The following is a 17,902-nucleotide window of genomic DNA, read 5'->3' as shown; positions in this document are numbered from 1 at the left end:
TAAATGTCAAGAGATTTAGCCAACCAACAAGCAGCCATCAAAGCAACCTATTTTAGTTTAATAGGCAATGCATCTTTAGCTGTAATTAAAGGATTGGCAGGTTTTTTTGGTAATTCTTATGCTTTAATTGCTGATGCAATTGAATCAACAACCGATATTTTTTCTTCATTTTTAGTATTATTTGGAATCAAATATTCCAGCAGACCAGCAGATGAAAATCATCCTTATGGACATGGACGTGCCGAACCTTTGATAACATTTATTGTTGTTGGTTTTCTAATAACATCAGCAACAATTATTGCCTACGAAAGCATCTTAAATATTGGAACACCACATGAATTGCCGAAATCTTGGACCTTAATTGTGTTAGGATTAATAATTGTTTGGAAAGAAATCTCTTTTCAATTAGTTATGAAAAAAAGCATCGAAACCAATAGTTCTTCACTAAAAGCTGATGCTTGGCACCATAGAAGTGACGCAATAACATCTGTTGCAGCATTTATAGGTATTTCTATTGCTCTATTTCTTGGAAAAGGATACGAATCTGCTGATGATTGGGCGGCTCTTTTTGCTTCAGGTTTTATTTTATACAACAGCTATTTAATTTTCAGACCTGCTTTGGGCGAAATAATGGATGAGCATTTATATGATGATTTAGTTGAAGAAATAAGAACAGTATCGCATAAAGTGAAAGGTGTAATTGACACTGAAAAATGTTTCATAAGAAAAGCCGGAATGAAATATCACGTTGATTTACACGCCATTGTTGATGCTACCATTTCTGTAAAAGAAGGTCATGATATTTCACATCGTTTAAAAGATACTTTGCGTGAAGAAATTCCACAATTAGGTCACGTTTTAATACACATAGAACCCAATGACTAAAACAAAAATTGCCATAAATGGTTTTGGAAGAATTGGAAGAAATCTTTTCAGATTACTTATCAATCACCCAAATATTGAAGTTGTTGCCATAAATGATATTGCTGACAATAGAACTATGGCACATTTAATAAAATATGATAGCATTCATGGTGTTTTACCTTTTCAAGTTTCATTTGATGAAACATCAATAATCGTTGATGGAAAATCTTATACTTTTTATCACGAAAAAGAAATTTCAAATCTAAATTGGAATGGAATCGATATTGTAATTGAATCTACAGGAAAATATAAAACTTTTGACGAAATTAATGCTCACATCATTTCTGGTGCCAAAAAAGTAATTCTTTCAGCACCATCAGAAGTTTCCGAAATAAAAACTGTGGTTCTTGGAGTTAATGAAAGCATCCTTGACGGAACAGAAAAAATTATTTCCAATGCAAGTTGCACTACTAATAATGCAGCTCCAATGATGAAAGTCATTAATGATTTATGTGGCATTGAACAAGCATATATAACAACTGTTCACTCTTATACAACTGACCAAAGCCTTCACGACCAACCACATAAAGATTTACGTCGTGCTCGTGGTGCAAGTCAATCCATTGTACCTACAACAACAGGTGCGGCAAAAGCTTTAACCAAAATATTTCCAGAAATGGAAGGAAAAATTGGAGGTTGTGGCATTAGAGTTCCTGTTCCTGATGGTTCGTTGACCGACATAACTTTCAATGTAAAACGAGCTGTTTCTATTGAAGAAATCAATGAAGCATTCTTAAAAGCTTCTCATACAAATTTAAAAGGAATTTTAGATTATACTGAAGATCCTATCGTTTCTGTTGACATTCTTGGAAATCGAAATTCTTGTCTTTTTGATTCACAATTAACTTCTGTAATCGATAAAATGGTAAAAGTTGTGGGTTGGTACGACAACGAAATTGGTTATTCATCGAGAATAATTGATTTAATACTACTTATTCAAAAATAATTTCTTTATTTTAGACCTCGCAAAAAAGGAATTTTCCTATTATGAGGTATATTTTTGTCTTATTTTTTTTACTTCCAATAATTTCATTTTCTCAAATAAAAAATTCTGAGAAAATTGATAGCACTGATTATTATATTGATTTAGTGAAGTTTAACCAGAAAAAAAACAATTATAGAAATTGCCTTATTTATTCTCAAAAAGCATTAGATTTTGCGAATAAATCCAACAATCAAAAATCTATTGCTGATAGTTATTCTAACCTAGGAATTGTATATTTAGAATTAAAAAAAATCGATGATGCTATTGATGTTTTAGTAAAAAGTATTGCAATTTATGCCACTTTACCTTTATCCTCTCAACAAGCACTAGCGCATTATAGCATTGGTGTTTGCTATCTTGAAAAAAATAATTTAGCCATGGCTGAAAAAAATTTCAATACGGCTGGAGGAATTTATGAGAAAATTAAAATTCCTAGTGCAATTGAAATGCTAAATCTTCAAAAAGGAATTGTTTATAAAGAAAAAGGTAAAATTGACTTAGCAATGCCTTTATTTGAAAATATTATTATAAAAAAAGACACTAGCGATACTTATAAAACTAAAGCTGAAGCATTATACCAAGTAGGAACAATTGAATTTGGGAAAAAGAGATATAATTTAGCTATTAATTATTTCAATAGAGCTCTTGAAATAAATAACAACAATTTAGAACAAAAAGCCAATATCATTTTGGCGCTTAGTGAGTGTTTTGAAAAATCATTGAATATTGAAAAGTCGCATTATTTATTGAAACAATATCTAAAATTGAAAGATAGTTTAACCTATTTAAATGATAAAAAAATAGGGAATGAAGATTTTGCTTCTTTCAAAGATTCCGAAAAATTAAAACTGATTGAACAAATTGATAAAGACAACAAGAGTCAAGAAAAAGCGAATACTTTTGCTAAGTTAATAAGCATATTGGCTATTGCACTAATCTCAATTTTGTCACTCTTAAGTTTGTCTTTGTATAAAAACAATGTACTAAGAACAGAGTCTAATGCTTTACTAAAAGAAAAAAACAAAGAGCTTGAAATAGCAAAAGAGAATGCCGAAAGAGCAACCAAAGCTCGTTCAGAATTTCTTTCTACTGTGAGTCACGAATTGCGAACTCCTTTAAATGCTATTAATGGAATTACACATTTATTGTTAGAAGAAAATCCAAAAGATAGCCAATTGAATTATCTTAATTCATTGAAATTTTCTGGAAATTATTTAATTACTTTTATAAATGACATATTAGAAATTAATAGAATTGAATCAGAAAGAATACCTATTGAAAAAATTAATTGCAACCTAAAACTTCAATTATCTAATATTCAAAAATCTTTCAAAGAAATTGCACATGAAAATAATAATACATTTATCTTAGAAATTGAAGATACTATTCCCGATAATTTAATTTGTGACCCTACAAAGCTGTCGCAAATTTTCATTAATCTAGTTAGTAATTCATTAAAATTTACTAAAAATGGTTATGTAAAACTAATTGCTAAACTTGAAAAAGTTGAAGACAAAAAAATACAAATTCAATTTAAAGTTTCTGATAATGGAATTGGGATACCTGAAGATAAGCAAAACGAAATTTTTGAAAGTTTTTCTCAAGGTTCAATAGAAATTAATAGAAAATATGGTGGTACAGGACTTGGACTAGCCATTGTAAAACGATTAATAGAATTATTGGGTGGAAGAATTCAAATTAATAGTAAAGTTGGATTGGGAACCACTTTTTCATTTTCGCTTCCATTTGAAGTTGGTAAAAATGAAATCTTAGAAATCAAAGAACAAGCCATAGATAATGCCGCAATTGAGAACAAGAAAATTTTATTGGTAGAAGATAATAAAATCAATCAAATGATTACCAAGAAGATGATTGAAAACAAAGGTATGTTCTGCAAAATATTAGACAATGGTGAAGATAGTGTTACCTATTTAAGACAAAAGCATAATTATGATTTAGTTTTAATGGACGTTCACTTACCTGGAATAAATGGCACAATAGCAACGCAACAAATTAGAGAATTCAATACTGAAATTCCAATTATTGCACTTACAGCAATTTCACTAAATGAAAATAGAGAAATGCTTCTTTCTTATGGAATGAATGATGTAATCACCAAACCATTTGATCCAGAGCAATTTTACAAAATCATTGCAGAAAATTTATTATAAAAAAAAGACGCTTTTGATGAGCGTCTTTCTTTTTTAATATTGTTTGATTAGTTCTTTTATCAGTAATCTTACACTTGGTTCTGCTTTTTGAGCAGCTTTTAGAACCTCTTCGTGGTTAACTTCTTCAATATTTTCTTCATCTCCCATATCTGTAATAACTGAAAGACCAAAAGTTTCTAATTCCATGTGGCGTGCTACAATAACTTCTGGTACAGTTGACATTCCAACGCAATCAGCACCAATGTTTTTTACCATCTTGTATTCTGCTAATGTTTCAAAAGTTGGTCCTTGCAAGCCCATATAAATTCCATCATGAACTTCTATATTGGCTTCACTTGCAATCGCTTTTGCCTTTGCAATCATTTTCAAACTATAAGGTTCGCTCATGTTTACAAATCTTGGTCCGAAACGTTCATCATTTTTCCCACGCAATGGATGTTCTGGCATCATGTTGATATGATCTTTTATCAAAACTATTGAACCAACTTCATATTTTGGATTAACGCCACCTGAAGCATTAGATACTATCAATTTAGTAACACCCAAATATTTCATAACTCTCACAGGAAAAGTCACTTGCTTCATATCATAACCTTCGTAGAAATGAAATCTTCCTTGCATTGCAACAACTTTTTTATCACCAATTGTTCCAAAAACTAAAGCTCCTTTATGACCTTGAACGGTTGATACAGGAAAATTAGGGATTTCAGAATAAGGCATCGTAAATTCAATTGCAATATCATCAGTAAAACTTCCCAATCCTGAACCTAAGATTACTCCATATTCTGGTGTGAAACCTGTTTTTTCTTTGATGTAATTAACGGTTTCTTGTACTTGTTCCCACATAATTTAAAATTGTTTGGTTAAAATCATCACCTTTAGAAATGAAACTACTTTTAATAGGTAAATAAAAAAGTGATTTCAAATTCTGATTTTTCAATCTAACGTAATCCTTTTCTGTTGTGATAATTAACTTATTGTTTGCTTTATTTTTAATTTCTTCAATATCTTTTTCTGAAAAATGATGATGATCTGAATAAACTAGTTTTACATTTTTTTCAGCCTGCAAATATGCAAAAAAGGGTTCGGGTTTTGCTATTCCGGCTAAAAGTAATTTATCAACATCAATTATTTCCTCAACTTTTTTAGATCCAAATTCATTATAAACTTCTGAATCATAATCTATAAAACTAAAAAAGATTGGAACATTTAATCCTATCTTTTTAATCATATTTTGTTGTGCAAGTTCCGATAAATCTTTGGGACATTTAGTGATAATTATCACGTTAGCTCTTTTCGCTCCGCTTCTACTCTCTCTTAAATTGCCTGTTGGCAGCATGAAATCATTAAAATACAAATCATCAAATGAAGATAACAAAATGTAAAATCCAGCTTTTACTTTTCTATGCTGAAAAGCGTCATCTAATAAAATAACTTCTGGTTTATTATCTAATTTTAATAATTGCTCGATTCCATTTTTCCTTTGAGCATCGACTGCTACATGAATATTTGGAAATTTTTGATGAATTTGAAACGGCTCATCTCCCAAAATTTCAGCATTTGAATTTGAATCTGCCAAAACAAAACCTTCCGATTTTCTTTTATAACCTCGACTTAAGGTAGCAATTTTATAATTTGGAGAAAGCAAACGAATTAAATATTCAATTTGAGGTGTTTTACCAGTTCCGCCAACGCTAAGGTTTCCGACAGCAATTATGGGAATATCAAACGAATAGGATTTCAAAATTCCTTTATCAAAAAGAAAGTTTCTGATGGAAGTTATCCAACCATAAAGAATTGAAAAAGGAAAAAGTAAATACCTTAAAATAATCATAGTACGAAAGTATAATTTTTTATCTTTGAATTGAAATTAATTTTACAAAATGAACTTTAGAATTAAATTATTATTTGCTTTTATCTTTTGTTTTCAAATTGGATTTAGCCAAGAAAACAACGATGTTGCAATTTTAAAAGTGCTTTTATCAAAATATTACGCCAACGAAAAAGTAATTGTAAAGAACAGATTGCAATTATTGAGTTTCTACTGTAACAAAGCACCCAATAATGAAGAAACTTTAGAAGTAATTGCTAAAAGCGATTTACTAAAGAAAAACGCACAAGAAATTAAAAATCAAATTAATATCAAACTTAACGAAAATTGGACAAAAGAATTTGATTTACTTTTTACAAATCAAAATCAGTATTTGAAAAGTAAAGTCAATAATTGTTTGAGTTTGGAAGAGTTTCAGAAAGTCTCTGATAGGTTTCACGACAACAATCAAAGATTAATGATAGTTAGCAAACCCATGTATTTTGCACAAAAATTTTGTTTAGTAAAAGTAGCTTTTTATAGAAGTATTGAGCATAATTCAGGAAGCTTTTTCTTATTTGAAAATACTAATGGAGTATGGAATATTAAAGAAGTTTTAAATGAATGGGCAACTTGATTTAGATTGCAGTTTACAGATATCAGATTGCAGAACATAGATTGCAGATTTAAGAAGATAAAATAAGATTATGAAAATAAAAGAAATACTCACAATTCTTGAAGAAATGGCTCCTTTGGCTTATGCTGAAGATTTTGACAACATAGGATTATTGGTTGGAAATCAAAATGATGAAGCTACTGGAGTTTTAGTTTGTCATGATGCTCTTGAAAGCGTTATTGATGAAGCCATTGCCAAAAAATGTAATTTGGTAGTTTGCTTTCATCCAATCCTTTTCAGTGGCTTGAAGAAGATTACTGGAAAAAATTATGTAGAACGTGCTGTTCTAAAAGCTATAAAAAATGATATAGCCATTTATGCCGTTCACACAGCTTTGGATAATCATAAGAATGGTGTCAACAAAATTTTCTGTAATGCTTTGGGTTTGAAGAATACTAAAGTGTTAGTTCCTAAGCAAAATTTCATTCAAAAGTTGGTAACTTATACTATTCCAGAGAATGTTGAAAAAGTACGCAATGCTTTATTTGATGCTGGTGCAGGAAAAATTGGCAACTATGAAGATTGCAGTTTCAACTCTCAAGGAATTGGAACTTACATGGGAAATGAAAATAGCAATCCCGAAATTGGAGAACGATTTGAATTTGTGGAAGCACAAGAAATTAAAATCGAAGTTACTTTTGAAAAACATTTGCAAAGCAAAATTCTGAAAGCACTTTTTTCAAATCATGTTTATGAAGAAGTAGCTTATGAAATTTATGATTTACAAAATTCACATCAAAATATTGGCTTAGGAATGATTGGTGAACTAGAAAATCCAATGTCTGAAATTGACTTTTTGGAATTTGTAAAAGACAAAATGCAGTGTGGAGGAATTCGACATTCGCAATTACTTGGAAAACAAGTTAAAAAGATTGCAGTTCTTGGTGGTTCGGGAAGTTTTGCAATAAAAAACGCAATTCAAGCCAATGTTGACGTTTTTTTAACATCTGATTTGAAATATCACAACTTTTATGAAGCTGAAAATCAGATAGTTTTAGCCGATATTGGTCACTTTGAAAGCGAAAGATATACAAAAAATTATATTGTTGATTTTCTTAAAGAAAAAATTACTAATTTTGCAATCGTTTTATCAGAAGAAAATACAAATCCAGTTAAGTACTTATAAAATATGGCTACTACAAAAGAATTGAGCGTTGAAGAAAAATTAAGAGCGCTTTACGATTTACAAATAATCGATACTAGAATTGACGAAATCAGAAATGTAAGAGGTGAATTGCCTTTAGAAGTGGAAGATCTTGAAGATGAAGTAGCAGGTTTGACTACTCGTTTAGAAAAACTACAAAGCGATTTAGTAACTATTGAAGATAGTATTAAAGCTAAAAAGAATGCTATTGAAAATCATCAAGCAGCAATCAAAAAATATACTGAACAACAAAAAGATGTTCGTAACAATAGAGAATTCAACTCTTTAACTAAAGAAGTAGAATTTCAAGAACTTGAGATTCAATTAGCTGAAAAGCAAATTAAAGAATTGAAAGCTTCAATTGAGCACAAAAAAGAAGTGGTTTCAAATTCTAAAGAAAAATTAGAACAAAAAACAACTCACTTAAAGCACAAAAAAGCTGAATTGAACGACATTATGGCTGAAACTCAAAAAGAAGAATCTTTCTTAACACAAAAATCAGCAGAATATGAGCAACAAATTGAAGATCGTTTATTAGCTGCTTACAAAAGAATCCGTTCTAGCGTTAGAAATGGTTTGGCTGTAGTTTCTATTGAACGTGGAGCATCTGCTGGTTCATTCTTTACTATTCCTCCACAAACGCAAGTTGAAATTGCTTCAAGAAAAAAAATCATTACTGATGAGCATTCTGGAAGAATTTTAGTTGATGCATCATTGGCAGATGAAGAAAGAGAAAAAATGGAAAAAATATTCGCAAAAATGTAATATCTTGAATCCCGATTAACGTCGGGATTTTTTTATGGACAAAACTATTCAATTTATTCTTGTAAAAAGTGTTGGGTTGTACATCAATACTCTTAGTTTAATTGCTCCAAAAAAAGCATTTGCATTAGCGTATAAACTCTTTAGTCAACCCAGAAAAGGCAGAATTACCGAAAACAAAATTCCGAAAACATTACTTAAAGCAGAACATGTTAGCTATAAGCACAATGAACATGAATTTCAAACTTACATTTGGAAAGGTAATGAAGATACCATTTTACTAATTCACGGCTGGGAAAGCAACGCATCTCGTTGGAAGAAATTACTATCACATTTAAAGAAAACTGGAAAAACCATTATTGCAATTGATGGTCCAGCTCACGGAAAAAGTAGCGGAAAAGAATTTAATGTTCCTACTTATGCCGAATTCATTGATGTTGTTGTTCAAAAATACAATCCAAAAATTGCTATTGGGCATTCTATTGGCGGAAATGCAATTGCTTATTTTCAGGCACACTACAATCATAATTTTGAAAAAATAGTTTTACTTGGAGCTCCTTCTGATTTTAAAGTGATTTTAAATAACTACATTAAAATGTTGAGCCTTAACAAACGTATTCATCAATCTTTAATTGATTACACTAAGAAAAGATTCAATCTAACTATAGACGATTTTTCAGCTTCTAAATTCTTAAAGAATAGTACAATTGAAGGAATTGTAGCTCATGATCTTCAAGACACTGTAGTACTATTTGAAGAAGGAAAAAAGATTTCAAAAGCTTGGGAAAAAGCACAATTTATTGAAACAAAAGGTCTTGGACACAGTATGCATGATGCCTATTTGTATCAAACTATTGTAGATTTTGTTCAGAAGTAATTTTTCGACAAATTATTTTATCAAACAATCTAATCCCGAAGACTCGGGACTGAAATCTGAAAAATAAATCTATCTTTGCATTATGGAAGAAAATCTAACTCGCATCAACAAATTTCTATCAGAAACTGGATTTTGCTCACGTCGTGAAGCAGATAAGTTAATTGAACAAGGAAGAGTTACGATTAATGGAACTGTGCCAGAAATGGGCACTAAAATTGCCCCAACAGATGAAGTGCGTGTTGATGGAAAATTAGTTAGAGAGAATAATAAAAAACGTGTTTATCTTGCTTTCAACAAGCCACCCGGAATTGAATGTACAACCAATCTTGAAGTAAGAGATAATATTGTTGATTACATCAATTATCACGAACGTATTTTTCCAATTGGTAGATTAGATAAAGCCAGTGAAGGATTGATATTTATGACCAATGATGGCGACATTGTAAATAAGATTCTTCGAGCAAGAAACAATCACGAAAAAGAATATATAGTAACTGTAAATAGACCTATAACTGATAGGTTTATAGATAGAATGGCTAATGGAATTCCAATTCTTGAAACGGTTACCAGAAAATGTAAAGTTGAACAAGTTAGCAAATACGTATTTAGAATTGTACTTACACAAGGACTTAACAGACAAATTCGTAGAATGTGTGAATATCTTGATTACGAAGTAACTGCATTAAAAAGAACACGAATTATTAATATTTCACTAGATGTTCCTTTGGGAAGATATCGTGAACTTACTGAAGCTGAAATTACACAATTAAATCAATTGATAGAGCCTTCAAGTAAAACTGAAGAGGCAAGTTTGCCGAAAGTTACTCCAAAAATTTCACCTCAACCTCGTAGAGATTTTAGAAAAAGACAATAAAAAAACTCCAACTTTTCAGTTGGAGTTTTTTTAGCATTCAATTTCCATAACATAATCGTCCATAATGTAGTTATTTCCTATGTCGATTACTTCTTCTTTTATAATTTGGAAACCATATTTTTGGTAAAAGTCTTTGGCTTTATTGAATTTATTCACATTCAAAAACAAAGCTAAATTATTCGATAGAACTACTTTTTCCTGAATATAATCAATTACTTGCTTTCCGATTCCTTTTCCTTGGATTTCTGGTAAAACATATAATTTTTGAAGCTTAGTTTTATTTGAATTATTACAATTTAATTCGTAGGATGCAAAACCTATAAAATTTTGATTATCCTCAATCAATAGAAAAATATGTCCATTATCAAATTGTTTTTCTAAAGAATCGATAGAATAAATCATTTCTAACATATAGTCTAATTGAGCTTTTGAAAGAATAGTTTCGTAAGCATTAGGCCAAATTATATATGCCAAGTTTTTAACTATTGCTAATTGTTCTTTAGTGGCAACAACAATATTCATATTATTTTTTTAGGCGTTTTTGTTCCCTTGCCAAAAGTGTATTTTTCAACAACATAGCAATAGTCATTGGTCCAACTCCACCTGGAACTGGAGTAATAAATGATGCTTTTTTAGAAACATTTTCAAAGTCAACATCACCAGTTATTCGGTATCCTTTTTCAGTTGATTCATCAATTACTCTTGTGATACCCACATCAATAATTACGGCATCATCTTTAATCATTTCGGCTTTCAAATAATTAGGAACTCCTAAAGCTGTTATGATAATATCGGCTTGAGAGGTAATTTGATTAATATTTTTAGTGTGACTATGAGTTAACGTAACAGTAGAATTTCCAGGAAATCCTTTTCTTCCCATTAAAATGCTCATTGGTCGACCAACAATGTGGCTTCTTCCAATAACAACCGTGTGTTTTCCTTCAGTATCGACATTGTATCGTTCTAAAAGTTCTAAAATTCCAAAAGGTGTCGCAGGAATAAAAGTACTCATATCTAAAGCCATTTTTCCGAAATTTTCCGGATGAAAACCGTCAACATCCTTACTTGGATCAATTGCATTGATAATTTGTTGTGTATCTATTTGCTTAGGCAAAGGCAGTTGCACAATAAAACCATCGATATCATCATTTAAATTGAGTTCTTTAATCTTCTTCAGCAATTCAGTTTCTGAAGTTGTACTTGGCAATTTTATCAATGTAGATTCAAATCCAACTCTTTCGCATGCTTTTACTTTGCTTCCAACATAAGTCAAACTTGCACCATCATTTCCAACAATTATTGCTGCTAAATGAGGAACTTTTTCGCCGTTGTCTTTCATCTTTTGAACTTCAGCTGCGATTTCGTTTTTAATATCTTCTGATACTTTTTTTCCGTCTAAAATGGTCATTGTTGTAGTGTGTTGTGTTGTTGTTATAGTTACAAAAAAGACGCGATAAATCGCGTCTTTCCATTATTTCATACCTTTCATTCCGCCCATTATGCGCATCATGTTTTTTCCTCCAGGACCTTGCATCATTTTCATCATTTTGCTCATTTGGTCAAACTGCTTCATCAATTGATTTACTTCTTCTATTTTTCTACCAGAACCTTTTGCGATTCTAGTTTTTCTTTTCATATCAATTATTGAAGGTTTTGTTCTTTCTGTTGGTGTCATAGAATGGATAATTGCTTCAATGTGTTTGAACGCATCATCTTCAATTTCTACATCTTTAAGCGCTTTTCCAGCACCTGGTATCATTCCAACCAAGTCTTTCATGCTACCCATTTTTTTAATTTGTTGAATTTGAGCTAAGAAATCATCAAAACCAAATTCATTTTTGGCAATCTTCTTCTGAATTTTTCTTGCTTCTTCCTCATCATACTGCTCTTGAGCTCTTTCTACAAGCGAAACAACGTCTCCCATTCCAAGAATTCTATCAGCCATACGTGAAGGATAGAACACATCGATTGCATCCATTTTTTCACCAGTACCAATAAATTTGATTGGCTTATTTACAACTGATTTAATTGTAATCGCTGCTCCACCACGAGTATCACCATCTAACTTTGTAAGTATAACTCCGTCAAAATTTAATCTATCGTTGAAGGCTTTTGCAGTATTAACAGCATCTTGTCCTGTCATTGCATCAACAACAAATAACGTTTCTTGTGGCTGAATGGCTTTGTGAACATTTGCAATTTCAGTCATCATTTCTTCGTCAACAGCTAAACGACCAGCAGTATCGACAATTACTACATTAAAACCATTGGCTTTAGCATAAGCAATAGCTTTTAAAGAAATATCAACAGGATTTTTGTTTTCTGGTTCAGAATAAACCTCAACACCAATTTGATCTCCAACAACATGCAACTGATTGATTGCCGCAGGACGATAAATATCACAAGCAACCAAAAGTGGTTTTTTGTTCTTTTTAGTTTTAAGATAATTGGCTAATTTTCCAGAGAAAGTTGTTTTACCAGAACCTTGCAAACCAGACATTAAAATAACAGTAGGATTTCCTGAAAGATTGATTCCTGCAGCATCACCACCCATTAATTCGGTTAATTCATCTTTAACCAATTTCACCATTAATTGTCCTGGCTCTAATGTAGTTAATACATTTTGCCCCATTGCTTTTTCTTTTACTGATGTAGTAAAATCTTTAGCAATTTTAAAGTTAACATCGGCATCAAGTAAGGCACGACGAACTTCTTTAAGAGTTTCTGCAACGTTTACTTCTGTAATTTTTCCGTGTCCTTTTAGGATATGGAATGCTTTATCTAATTTATCGCTTAAATTATTGAACATAATTTGTGGTGTTTTCTAAAAAATGAAGTGCAAATTTAAGCATTTGAAATTGAAGTATGAAAGTATTAGAAAGAAAAAAACCACTCGAATGACGAATGGTTTTTAAACTAGTATTTATTTATCAGGAATTGATTTAATTTTTTTCAAAAGTTAATAAATCAGTTCCTCCATTTCCACCGCTAACATCTCTTAATTCGATTTTTGAAGCAGTGTAGGTTATAATATCCCAATCATCAGTAAGGTCTGCAAAATTGGCTGGAGAATTAAAGTTAATAACTAAATCTAAATCATTAATTGAATCATCATTACTGTTTGAATCAGCAACAGACCAAATTCCAGTGTGATTATTTGTACCATTTGACGCAGATAATGCATTACCAGAACCGAAAGTAAAATTATATCCTGTGTAGTTACTTGTTTTTATTGTACCTGAGTCATTATAAAGTGTGATTTTCCATGTTCCAGATGAAACAGTATTCATAACAGCATTAAGATGAACGTTACTTGAAGAGGAATTATTATCATCACTACTACACATTGAAGCAACATTTAGCATAAAAATGCATAGCAGAATTGGTATTAATTTTAATGTTTTCATGATATGTTTGTATTTTGGTTACTAAACTATAAACGTTAAAATTACGAAAAAAGTATTAAAAAATTACATTCTTTCAGGAACTTCAATTCCTAATAATTGAAAGGCTGATTTTATAGTATCTGCTACTTTCTTAGATAGTTGAACTCTGAAGACTTTTTTATCTTGATTTTCTTCTCCAAGTATCGATACATTCTGATAAAACGAATTAAATTCTTTCACCAATTCATAAGTATAGTTGGCTATTAAAGCCGGACTATGATTACGAGCTGCATCTTGAATAGTTTCTGGGAAAAGTGCAATTTGTTTAAGTAGCTCTTTTTCTTTTGGATGCAATTCAATTGAAACAGACATCGTTGTATCAAATTCTGCTTTACGCAAAATCGATTGAATACGAGCATAAGTATATTGAATAAATGGACCAGTATTTCCAGCAAAATCAACTGATTCTTCTGGATTGAACATCATTTGCTTTTTCGGATCTACTTTTAGCATGTAATATTTTAAGGCTCCAAGACCAATTGTTCTATACAATTTAGCTTTCTCTTCATCAGAATAACCAGCTAATTTTCCTAATTCTTCCGAAATTGATTTGGCAGTTGTAGTCATTTCTTCCATTAAATCATCGGCATCAACTACAGTTCCTTCTCTAGATTTCATTTTTCCAGAAGGCAATTCTACCATTCCATAAGATAAATGATACAAACTATCAGCCCAATCAAAACCAAGTTTTTTAAGGATTAAGAACAACACTTTAAAATGATAATCTTGCTCATTTCCAACGGTGTAAACCATTCCGCCAACATCTGGAAAATCTTTTACACGTTGAATTGCAGTTCCAATATCTTGTGTCATATACACCGCAGTTCCGTCTGAACGAAGCACGATTTTTCTATCCAATCCATCTGGTGTTAAATCAATCCAAACCGAACCATCAGGATCTTTTTCGAAAATTCCTTTTTCTAAACCAAATTGAACTACTTCTTTTCCTAATAAATAGGTATTTGATTCATAATAATAACTATCAAAATCAACACCTAAACTTTTATACGTTTGAGCAAAACCATCATAAACCCATTGGTTCATAGTTTTCCAAAGCTCCATAACTTCTGGTTTTCCTGCTTCCCAATCTAAAAGCATTTGTTGTGCTTCTAAAATAATTGGTGCTTGTTTTTTAGCTTCTTCTTCTGTCTTTCCTTGAGCCATTAGTTCACTTATTTGAACTTTATACTCTTTATCAAAAGCAACATAAAAATTTCCAACCAACTTATCTCCTTTTAAACCTGAAGTTTCTGGAGTTTGTCCGTTACCATATTTCTGCCAAGCCAACATCGATTTACAAATGTGAATTCCTCTATCGTTGATGATTTGAGTTTTGTATACCTTCTTTCCTGAAGCTTTAATGATTTCGGCAACTGAATATCCTAATAAATTATTACGAACGTGACCAAGATGCAAAGGCTTGTTGGTATTTGGCGAAGAATATTCAACCAAAACCGCTTTAGAATCTGATGAAGCCTCAACAAATCCATAAGAACTATTATCTTTTATTCCGTTGAAAAAAGTAAGATAGTAGGCATCAGAAATTACAATATTTAAAAATCCGGCAACTACATTGAACTTTTCAACTTCAGCTAAATTTTCAACTAAATGAGTTCCAATTTTGGTTCCAATATCTACAGGATTTCCTTTAATAACTTTCAGAAGTGGAAAAATTACCATAGTAATATCACCTTCAAAATCTTTCCTCGTAGCCTGAAATTCAATTTTGTCGATAGTGATATCAAACTGTTTTTGAACGGCTTCAATAATGGCTGGAGTTAAGATTTGTTGTAAAGTCATTTTTATTATTTTTTGAGGTTGCAAAGATAGAATATAATTGGAAAAAGTTTTTATAAAATTTGAGTAGGATAACTATTTTTTGAATTGTTTTATTGTAGAAATAAATTTACACTAAATATAAGAAAATAAATACAAATAAATAAAATATATGTATTTAAACGATTTTATTTGCTTTTTATCGTTTTTTGTATAATATTTATCGGGCTAAATAAAATTCATCTAATGAGGTTACTTTTATTGAAACAAAAACCTAACTAAATACATTAAAAAATTAAGCGCCTTTTTTGCCCCAACAGAAAACAGCTTTTATGATTCAAATTGTAATGCATTTGAACTAAAAAACCCCGAAGTGCAATTCGGGGTTTTTATTTTTAATTAAATATCATTTAGAATAATCCTTCTGATGTACACAATCCAAAACCAATAATTAATAAGACTATTAATGTTATGGTAATTTTTAATTTAGTTTCTGTAGAACTATTTTTTAATTTGAAAATTTTAGGAACTCCAACAAGAAAAATTATAAAACTTAATAATCCTACGATACCTCTGGCAATAGCACCTTCAACTGAGTAACCCAACTCATAAATTGCATAGCAAATTGCCGAAAAATTGATAACTAATAAAATCCAATACGAAATATTTGATTCTTCGTTTTTTTCTGAAAAAAATAATTTTTCAATGTAATAACCTAGAAGTATTGGGCAGATTAATATCAGTAAAAAAATCATTTTCTACCATTTAATTATGGCACTTGCCCAAGTAAATCCGCTACCAAAAGCTGCTAAAACAACAGTATCTCCATCTTTAATTTTACCTAATTCCCATGCTTCTGTAAGCGCAATTGGAATAGACGCTGCTGTTGTATTTCCGTATTTCTGAATGTTGTTAAACACTTGGTCGTCTGTCAATTTGAACTTTTGCTGAATAAATTGTGATATTCTCAAATTAGCTTGATGCGGAATCAACATATCAATATCCGAAACTTGAAGATTATTGGCTTGTAAACCTTCATTGATAACTTCACTAAAACGAACTACGGCATTTTTAAATACAAATTGACCATTCATGTGTGGAAAGTAACTTTCGTCATCTGGATTGTTATCGGCAATGATATCTGTAATCCATCTTCCGCCCATTCCTGGTGCCAAAACTGCTAATTCCTTTGCATGTTGACCTTCTGAATGTAAATGTGTAGAAAGAATTCCTTTGGTAGTGTCAACTTCTCTTGATACCATTGCTGCTCCTGCTCCATCTCCAAAAATAACTGATACACCACGACCTCTATCGGTCATATCTAAACCAAGTGATTGTACTTCTGAAGCTACAACAAGGATATTTTTATACATTCCTGTTTTAATGAATTGATCGGCAACAGAAAGCGCATAGATAAATCCAGAACATTGATTTCTAATATCTAAAGCTCCAACTGTTTTTAACCCAAGCTCTTGTTGTAAAGCAACTCCAGGTCCAGGGAAATAATAATCTGGTGAAATAGTTGCAAAAACTATGAAATCAATATCGTCATTGGCAACACCAGAACGTTCAATAGCAATCTTTGCAGCTTTAACTCCCATAGAAGTTGTAGTATCTTCACCTCTTACTATATGTCTACGTTCTTTTATACCAGTGCGTTCTTGAATCCACTCGTCTGTGGTGTCCATAATTTTAGACAAATCATCATTAGTAACCACATTATCAGGAACATAATATCCTAAACCTATTATTTTGGAATTATACATGTATTATCGTTTTATCAATTTTAGTAACACAAATTTAGTCATCTTTTAAAAAAGCACATCATTTATCGCTATAAATTTTGAATTTAATAGTTTAATAAACAATTATAAAACAAAAAAACCAGTCGCAAAACTGGTTTTTTATTTATTTTTCAAATTGATTATTCCGATTGATCATCAACAGTTGCGTCTGGTGCATTTTTCTTCACTGATTCAATTCCATTTTCTCTTGAAGCTACACTTTCATACATTTCACTGTTTCCAATGATTTGACCATTACCTGCTTTCAAGTTGAAATAAGGTTGACCACTTTTAGCTTCCAATCTATCAAAACGACCATCGTCCTGCGAATTTTTTCTAACTGATTCTATACCATTTAAGCAAGCTGCTTTAGTTGTATAACCTTCACTTGCAAGAATAGTTTGCCCATTTCCTGCTTTTAAATTGAATTGAAACTCACCATTTTTTCTTGTTGTGATTACAAATTTTCCCATGATTTATGTTTTAGTTTTTTTATTTAAAATTTTAATAAAATTAAAAGTTTTTTTTAAAATAAACAAATAATATCTGTCCTATTTTTACTACTTCCCTACTTTAACCGACTGTCTTCCAGTATTAGTGTGCAAATAAGAGTATAAAATTAAATTACTAGGTTATAGATTAATAAATAATTTTTAATTAGTAAAACTTTTTT

At 30.8% G+C, this 17,902-nt stretch carries 18 protein-coding genes; 8 read left to right on the top strand and 10 right to left on the bottom strand.

Going from position 1 to position 17,902, the window contains the following annotated elements; all coding sequences use genetic code 11:
* The first annotated feature begins 3 nt into the window (after positions 1-3).
* Genes ACYU7A_RS08860 through ACYU7A_RS08850 form a run of 3 tightly spaced genes read left to right on the top strand, consistent with a single transcriptional unit; the run spans position 4 to position 4,080 of the window.
* The gene (locus ACYU7A_RS08860; RefSeq protein ID WP_298308376.1) at positions 4-885 is read left to right on the top strand and encodes a cation diffusion facilitator family transporter; all 882 of its coding nucleotides are present in this window, start codon (positions 4-6) and stop codon (positions 883-885) included.
* The gene (gap, locus tag ACYU7A_RS08855; protein ID WP_460575854.1) at positions 878-1,870 is read left to right on the top strand and encodes a type I glyceraldehyde-3-phosphate dehydrogenase; all 993 of its coding nucleotides are present in this window, start codon (positions 878-880) and stop codon (positions 1,868-1,870) included. The genes ACYU7A_RS08860 and gap overlap by 8 nt, the downstream gene beginning before the upstream one ends.
* A 41-nt stretch (positions 1,871-1,911) precedes the next feature.
* Complete coding sequence (locus tag ACYU7A_RS08850; protein WP_460575852.1) at positions 1,912-4,080, top strand: ATP-binding protein; 2,169 nt, start codon at positions 1,912-1,914, stop codon at positions 4,078-4,080.
* Between the two features lie 33 nt (positions 4,081-4,113).
* Here ACYU7A_RS08850 and ACYU7A_RS08845 read toward each other — a convergent pair whose 3' ends face one another.
* Together ACYU7A_RS08845 and lpxK are read right to left on the bottom strand one after the other, a co-directional pair.
* Positions 4,114-4,926: a purine-nucleoside phosphorylase gene (locus ACYU7A_RS08845; RefSeq protein ID WP_460575851.1), complete on the bottom strand. Its 813-nt coding sequence runs from the start codon at positions 4,924-4,926 to the stop codon at positions 4,114-4,116.
* On the bottom strand, positions 4,898-5,914 hold the full coding sequence (gene lpxK, locus ACYU7A_RS08840) for a tetraacyldisaccharide 4'-kinase (protein WP_460575849.1): 1,017 nt from the start codon (positions 5,912-5,914) through the stop codon (positions 4,898-4,900). The genes ACYU7A_RS08845 and lpxK overlap by 29 nt, the downstream gene beginning before the upstream one ends.
* A gap of 49 nt (positions 5,915-5,963) precedes the next feature.
* Here lpxK and ACYU7A_RS08835 point away from each other — a divergent pair, with 49 nt between their 5' ends.
* From ACYU7A_RS08835 to rluF, 5 genes are all read left to right on the top strand, one after another.
* Positions 5,964-6,527, top strand: a complete 564-nt coding sequence (locus ACYU7A_RS08835; protein ID WP_460575847.1) for a hypothetical protein — start codon at positions 5,964-5,966, stop codon at positions 6,525-6,527.
* 70 nt (positions 6,528-6,597) lie between these two features.
* Entirely contained in the window at positions 6,598-7,692 is a 1,095-nt protein-coding gene (locus tag ACYU7A_RS08830) for a Nif3-like dinuclear metal center hexameric protein (protein WP_460575845.1), read from the top strand.
* A gap of 3 nt (positions 7,693-7,695) precedes the next feature.
* On the top strand, positions 7,696-8,475 hold the full coding sequence (locus ACYU7A_RS08825; protein ID WP_460575843.1) for a zinc ribbon domain-containing protein: 780 nt from the start codon (positions 7,696-7,698) through the stop codon (positions 8,473-8,475).
* Between the two features lie 34 nt (positions 8,476-8,509).
* The gene (locus tag ACYU7A_RS08820; protein WP_460575841.1) at positions 8,510-9,349 is read left to right on the top strand and encodes an alpha/beta fold hydrolase; all 840 of its coding nucleotides are present in this window, start codon (positions 8,510-8,512) and stop codon (positions 9,347-9,349) included.
* Between the two features lie 82 nt (positions 9,350-9,431).
* Positions 9,432-10,223 (top strand): 23S rRNA pseudouridine(2604) synthase RluF, encoded by a 792-nt coding sequence (rluF, locus tag ACYU7A_RS08815; protein WP_460575839.1) that lies wholly within the window; start codon positions 9,432-9,434, stop codon positions 10,221-10,223.
* Positions 10,224-10,253: 30 nt separating this feature from the next.
* On the opposite strand, the gene ACYU7A_RS08810 is transcribed toward rluF, so the two are convergent.
* From ACYU7A_RS08810 to ACYU7A_RS08775, 8 genes are all read right to left on the bottom strand, one after another.
* The gene (locus ACYU7A_RS08810) at positions 10,254-10,745 is read right to left on the bottom strand and encodes a GNAT family N-acetyltransferase (protein ID WP_460575837.1); all 492 of its coding nucleotides are present in this window, start codon (positions 10,743-10,745) and stop codon (positions 10,254-10,256) included.
* A gap of 1 nt (position 10,746) precedes the next feature.
* Positions 10,747-11,631 carry a bifunctional 5,10-methylenetetrahydrofolate dehydrogenase/5,10-methenyltetrahydrofolate cyclohydrolase gene (locus ACYU7A_RS08805; RefSeq protein WP_460575835.1) on the bottom strand — a complete coding sequence of 295 codons (885 nt, stop codon included), beginning with the start codon at positions 11,629-11,631 and terminating at the stop codon, positions 10,747-10,749.
* Between the two features lie 63 nt (positions 11,632-11,694).
* Entirely contained in the window at positions 11,695-13,032 is a 1,338-nt protein-coding gene (gene ffh, locus ACYU7A_RS08800) for a signal recognition particle protein (protein WP_460575833.1), read from the bottom strand.
* Positions 13,033-13,165: 133 nt separating this feature from the next.
* Positions 13,166-13,630, bottom strand: coding sequence for a hypothetical protein (locus ACYU7A_RS08795; RefSeq protein ID WP_460575831.1), 465 nt, complete (start codon positions 13,628-13,630; stop codon positions 13,166-13,168).
* Between the two features lie 63 nt (positions 13,631-13,693).
* Positions 13,694-15,469 carry an arginine--tRNA ligase gene (argS, locus tag ACYU7A_RS08790; protein WP_460575829.1) on the bottom strand — a complete coding sequence of 592 codons (1,776 nt, stop codon included), beginning with the start codon at positions 15,467-15,469 and terminating at the stop codon, positions 13,694-13,696.
* A 386-nt stretch (positions 15,470-15,855) separates the two neighbouring features.
* Complete coding sequence (locus ACYU7A_RS08785) at positions 15,856-16,200, bottom strand: hypothetical protein (RefSeq protein ID WP_460575827.1); 345 nt, start codon at positions 16,198-16,200, stop codon at positions 15,856-15,858.
* A 3-nt stretch (positions 16,201-16,203) separates the two neighbouring features.
* Positions 16,204-17,211: a 3-oxoacyl-ACP synthase III family protein gene (locus ACYU7A_RS08780; RefSeq protein WP_344815081.1), complete on the bottom strand. Its 1,008-nt coding sequence runs from the start codon at positions 17,209-17,211 to the stop codon at positions 16,204-16,206.
* 158 nt (positions 17,212-17,369) lie between these two features.
* Positions 17,370-17,702 carry a YegP family protein gene (locus tag ACYU7A_RS08775; RefSeq protein ID WP_460575825.1) on the bottom strand — a complete coding sequence of 111 codons (333 nt, stop codon included), beginning with the start codon at positions 17,700-17,702 and terminating at the stop codon, positions 17,370-17,372.
* Positions 17,703-17,902: the final 200 nt, after the last annotated feature.

This window comes from Flavobacterium koreense (assembly GCF_054776075.1).
This window is presented reverse-complemented; position numbering and strand designations above follow the sequence as displayed.

Excerpts from the sequence above, each read along its gene's own strand:
- ACYU7A_RS08860 (WP_298308376.1), top strand. The coding sequence starts at position 4 with ATGTCAAGAGATTTAGCCAACCAACAAGCAGCCATCAAAGCAACCTAT.
- gap (WP_460575854.1), top strand. The coding sequence starts at position 878 with ATGACTAAAACAAAAATTGCCATAAATGGTTTTGGAAGAATTGGAAGA.
- ACYU7A_RS08850 (WP_460575852.1), top strand. The coding sequence starts at position 1,912 with ATGAGGTATATTTTTGTCTTATTTTTTTTACTTCCAATAATTTCATTT.
- ACYU7A_RS08845 (WP_460575851.1), bottom strand. The coding sequence starts at position 4,926 with ATGTGGGAACAAGTACAAGAAACCGTTAATTACATCAAAGAAAAAACA.
- lpxK (WP_460575849.1), bottom strand. The coding sequence starts at position 5,914 with ATGATTATTTTAAGGTATTTACTTTTTCCTTTTTCAATTCTTTATGGT.
- ACYU7A_RS08835 (WP_460575847.1), top strand. The coding sequence starts at position 5,964 with ATGAACTTTAGAATTAAATTATTATTTGCTTTTATCTTTTGTTTTCAA.
- ACYU7A_RS08830 (WP_460575845.1), top strand. The coding sequence starts at position 6,598 with ATGAAAATAAAAGAAATACTCACAATTCTTGAAGAAATGGCTCCTTTG.
- ACYU7A_RS08825 (WP_460575843.1), top strand. The coding sequence starts at position 7,696 with ATGGCTACTACAAAAGAATTGAGCGTTGAAGAAAAATTAAGAGCGCTT.
- ACYU7A_RS08820 (WP_460575841.1), top strand. The coding sequence starts at position 8,510 with ATGGACAAAACTATTCAATTTATTCTTGTAAAAAGTGTTGGGTTGTAC.
- rluF (WP_460575839.1), top strand. The coding sequence starts at position 9,432 with ATGGAAGAAAATCTAACTCGCATCAACAAATTTCTATCAGAAACTGGA.
- ACYU7A_RS08810 (WP_460575837.1), bottom strand. The coding sequence starts at position 10,745 with ATGAATATTGTTGTTGCCACTAAAGAACAATTAGCAATAGTTAAAAAC.
- ACYU7A_RS08805 (WP_460575835.1), bottom strand. The coding sequence starts at position 11,631 with ATGACCATTTTAGACGGAAAAAAAGTATCAGAAGATATTAAAAACGAA.
- ffh (WP_460575833.1), bottom strand. The coding sequence starts at position 13,032 with ATGTTCAATAATTTAAGCGATAAATTAGATAAAGCATTCCATATCCTA.
- ACYU7A_RS08795 (WP_460575831.1), bottom strand. The coding sequence starts at position 13,630 with ATGAAAACATTAAAATTAATACCAATTCTGCTATGCATTTTTATGCTA.
- argS (WP_460575829.1), bottom strand. The coding sequence starts at position 15,469 with ATGACTTTACAACAAATCTTAACTCCAGCCATTATTGAAGCCGTTCAA.
- ACYU7A_RS08785 (WP_460575827.1), bottom strand. The coding sequence starts at position 16,200 with ATGATTTTTTTACTGATATTAATCTGCCCAATACTTCTAGGTTATTAC.
- ACYU7A_RS08780 (WP_344815081.1), bottom strand. The coding sequence starts at position 17,211 with ATGTATAATTCCAAAATAATAGGTTTAGGATATTATGTTCCTGATAAT.
- ACYU7A_RS08775 (WP_460575825.1), bottom strand. The coding sequence starts at position 17,702 with ATGGGAAAATTTGTAATCACAACAAGAAAAAATGGTGAGTTTCAATTC.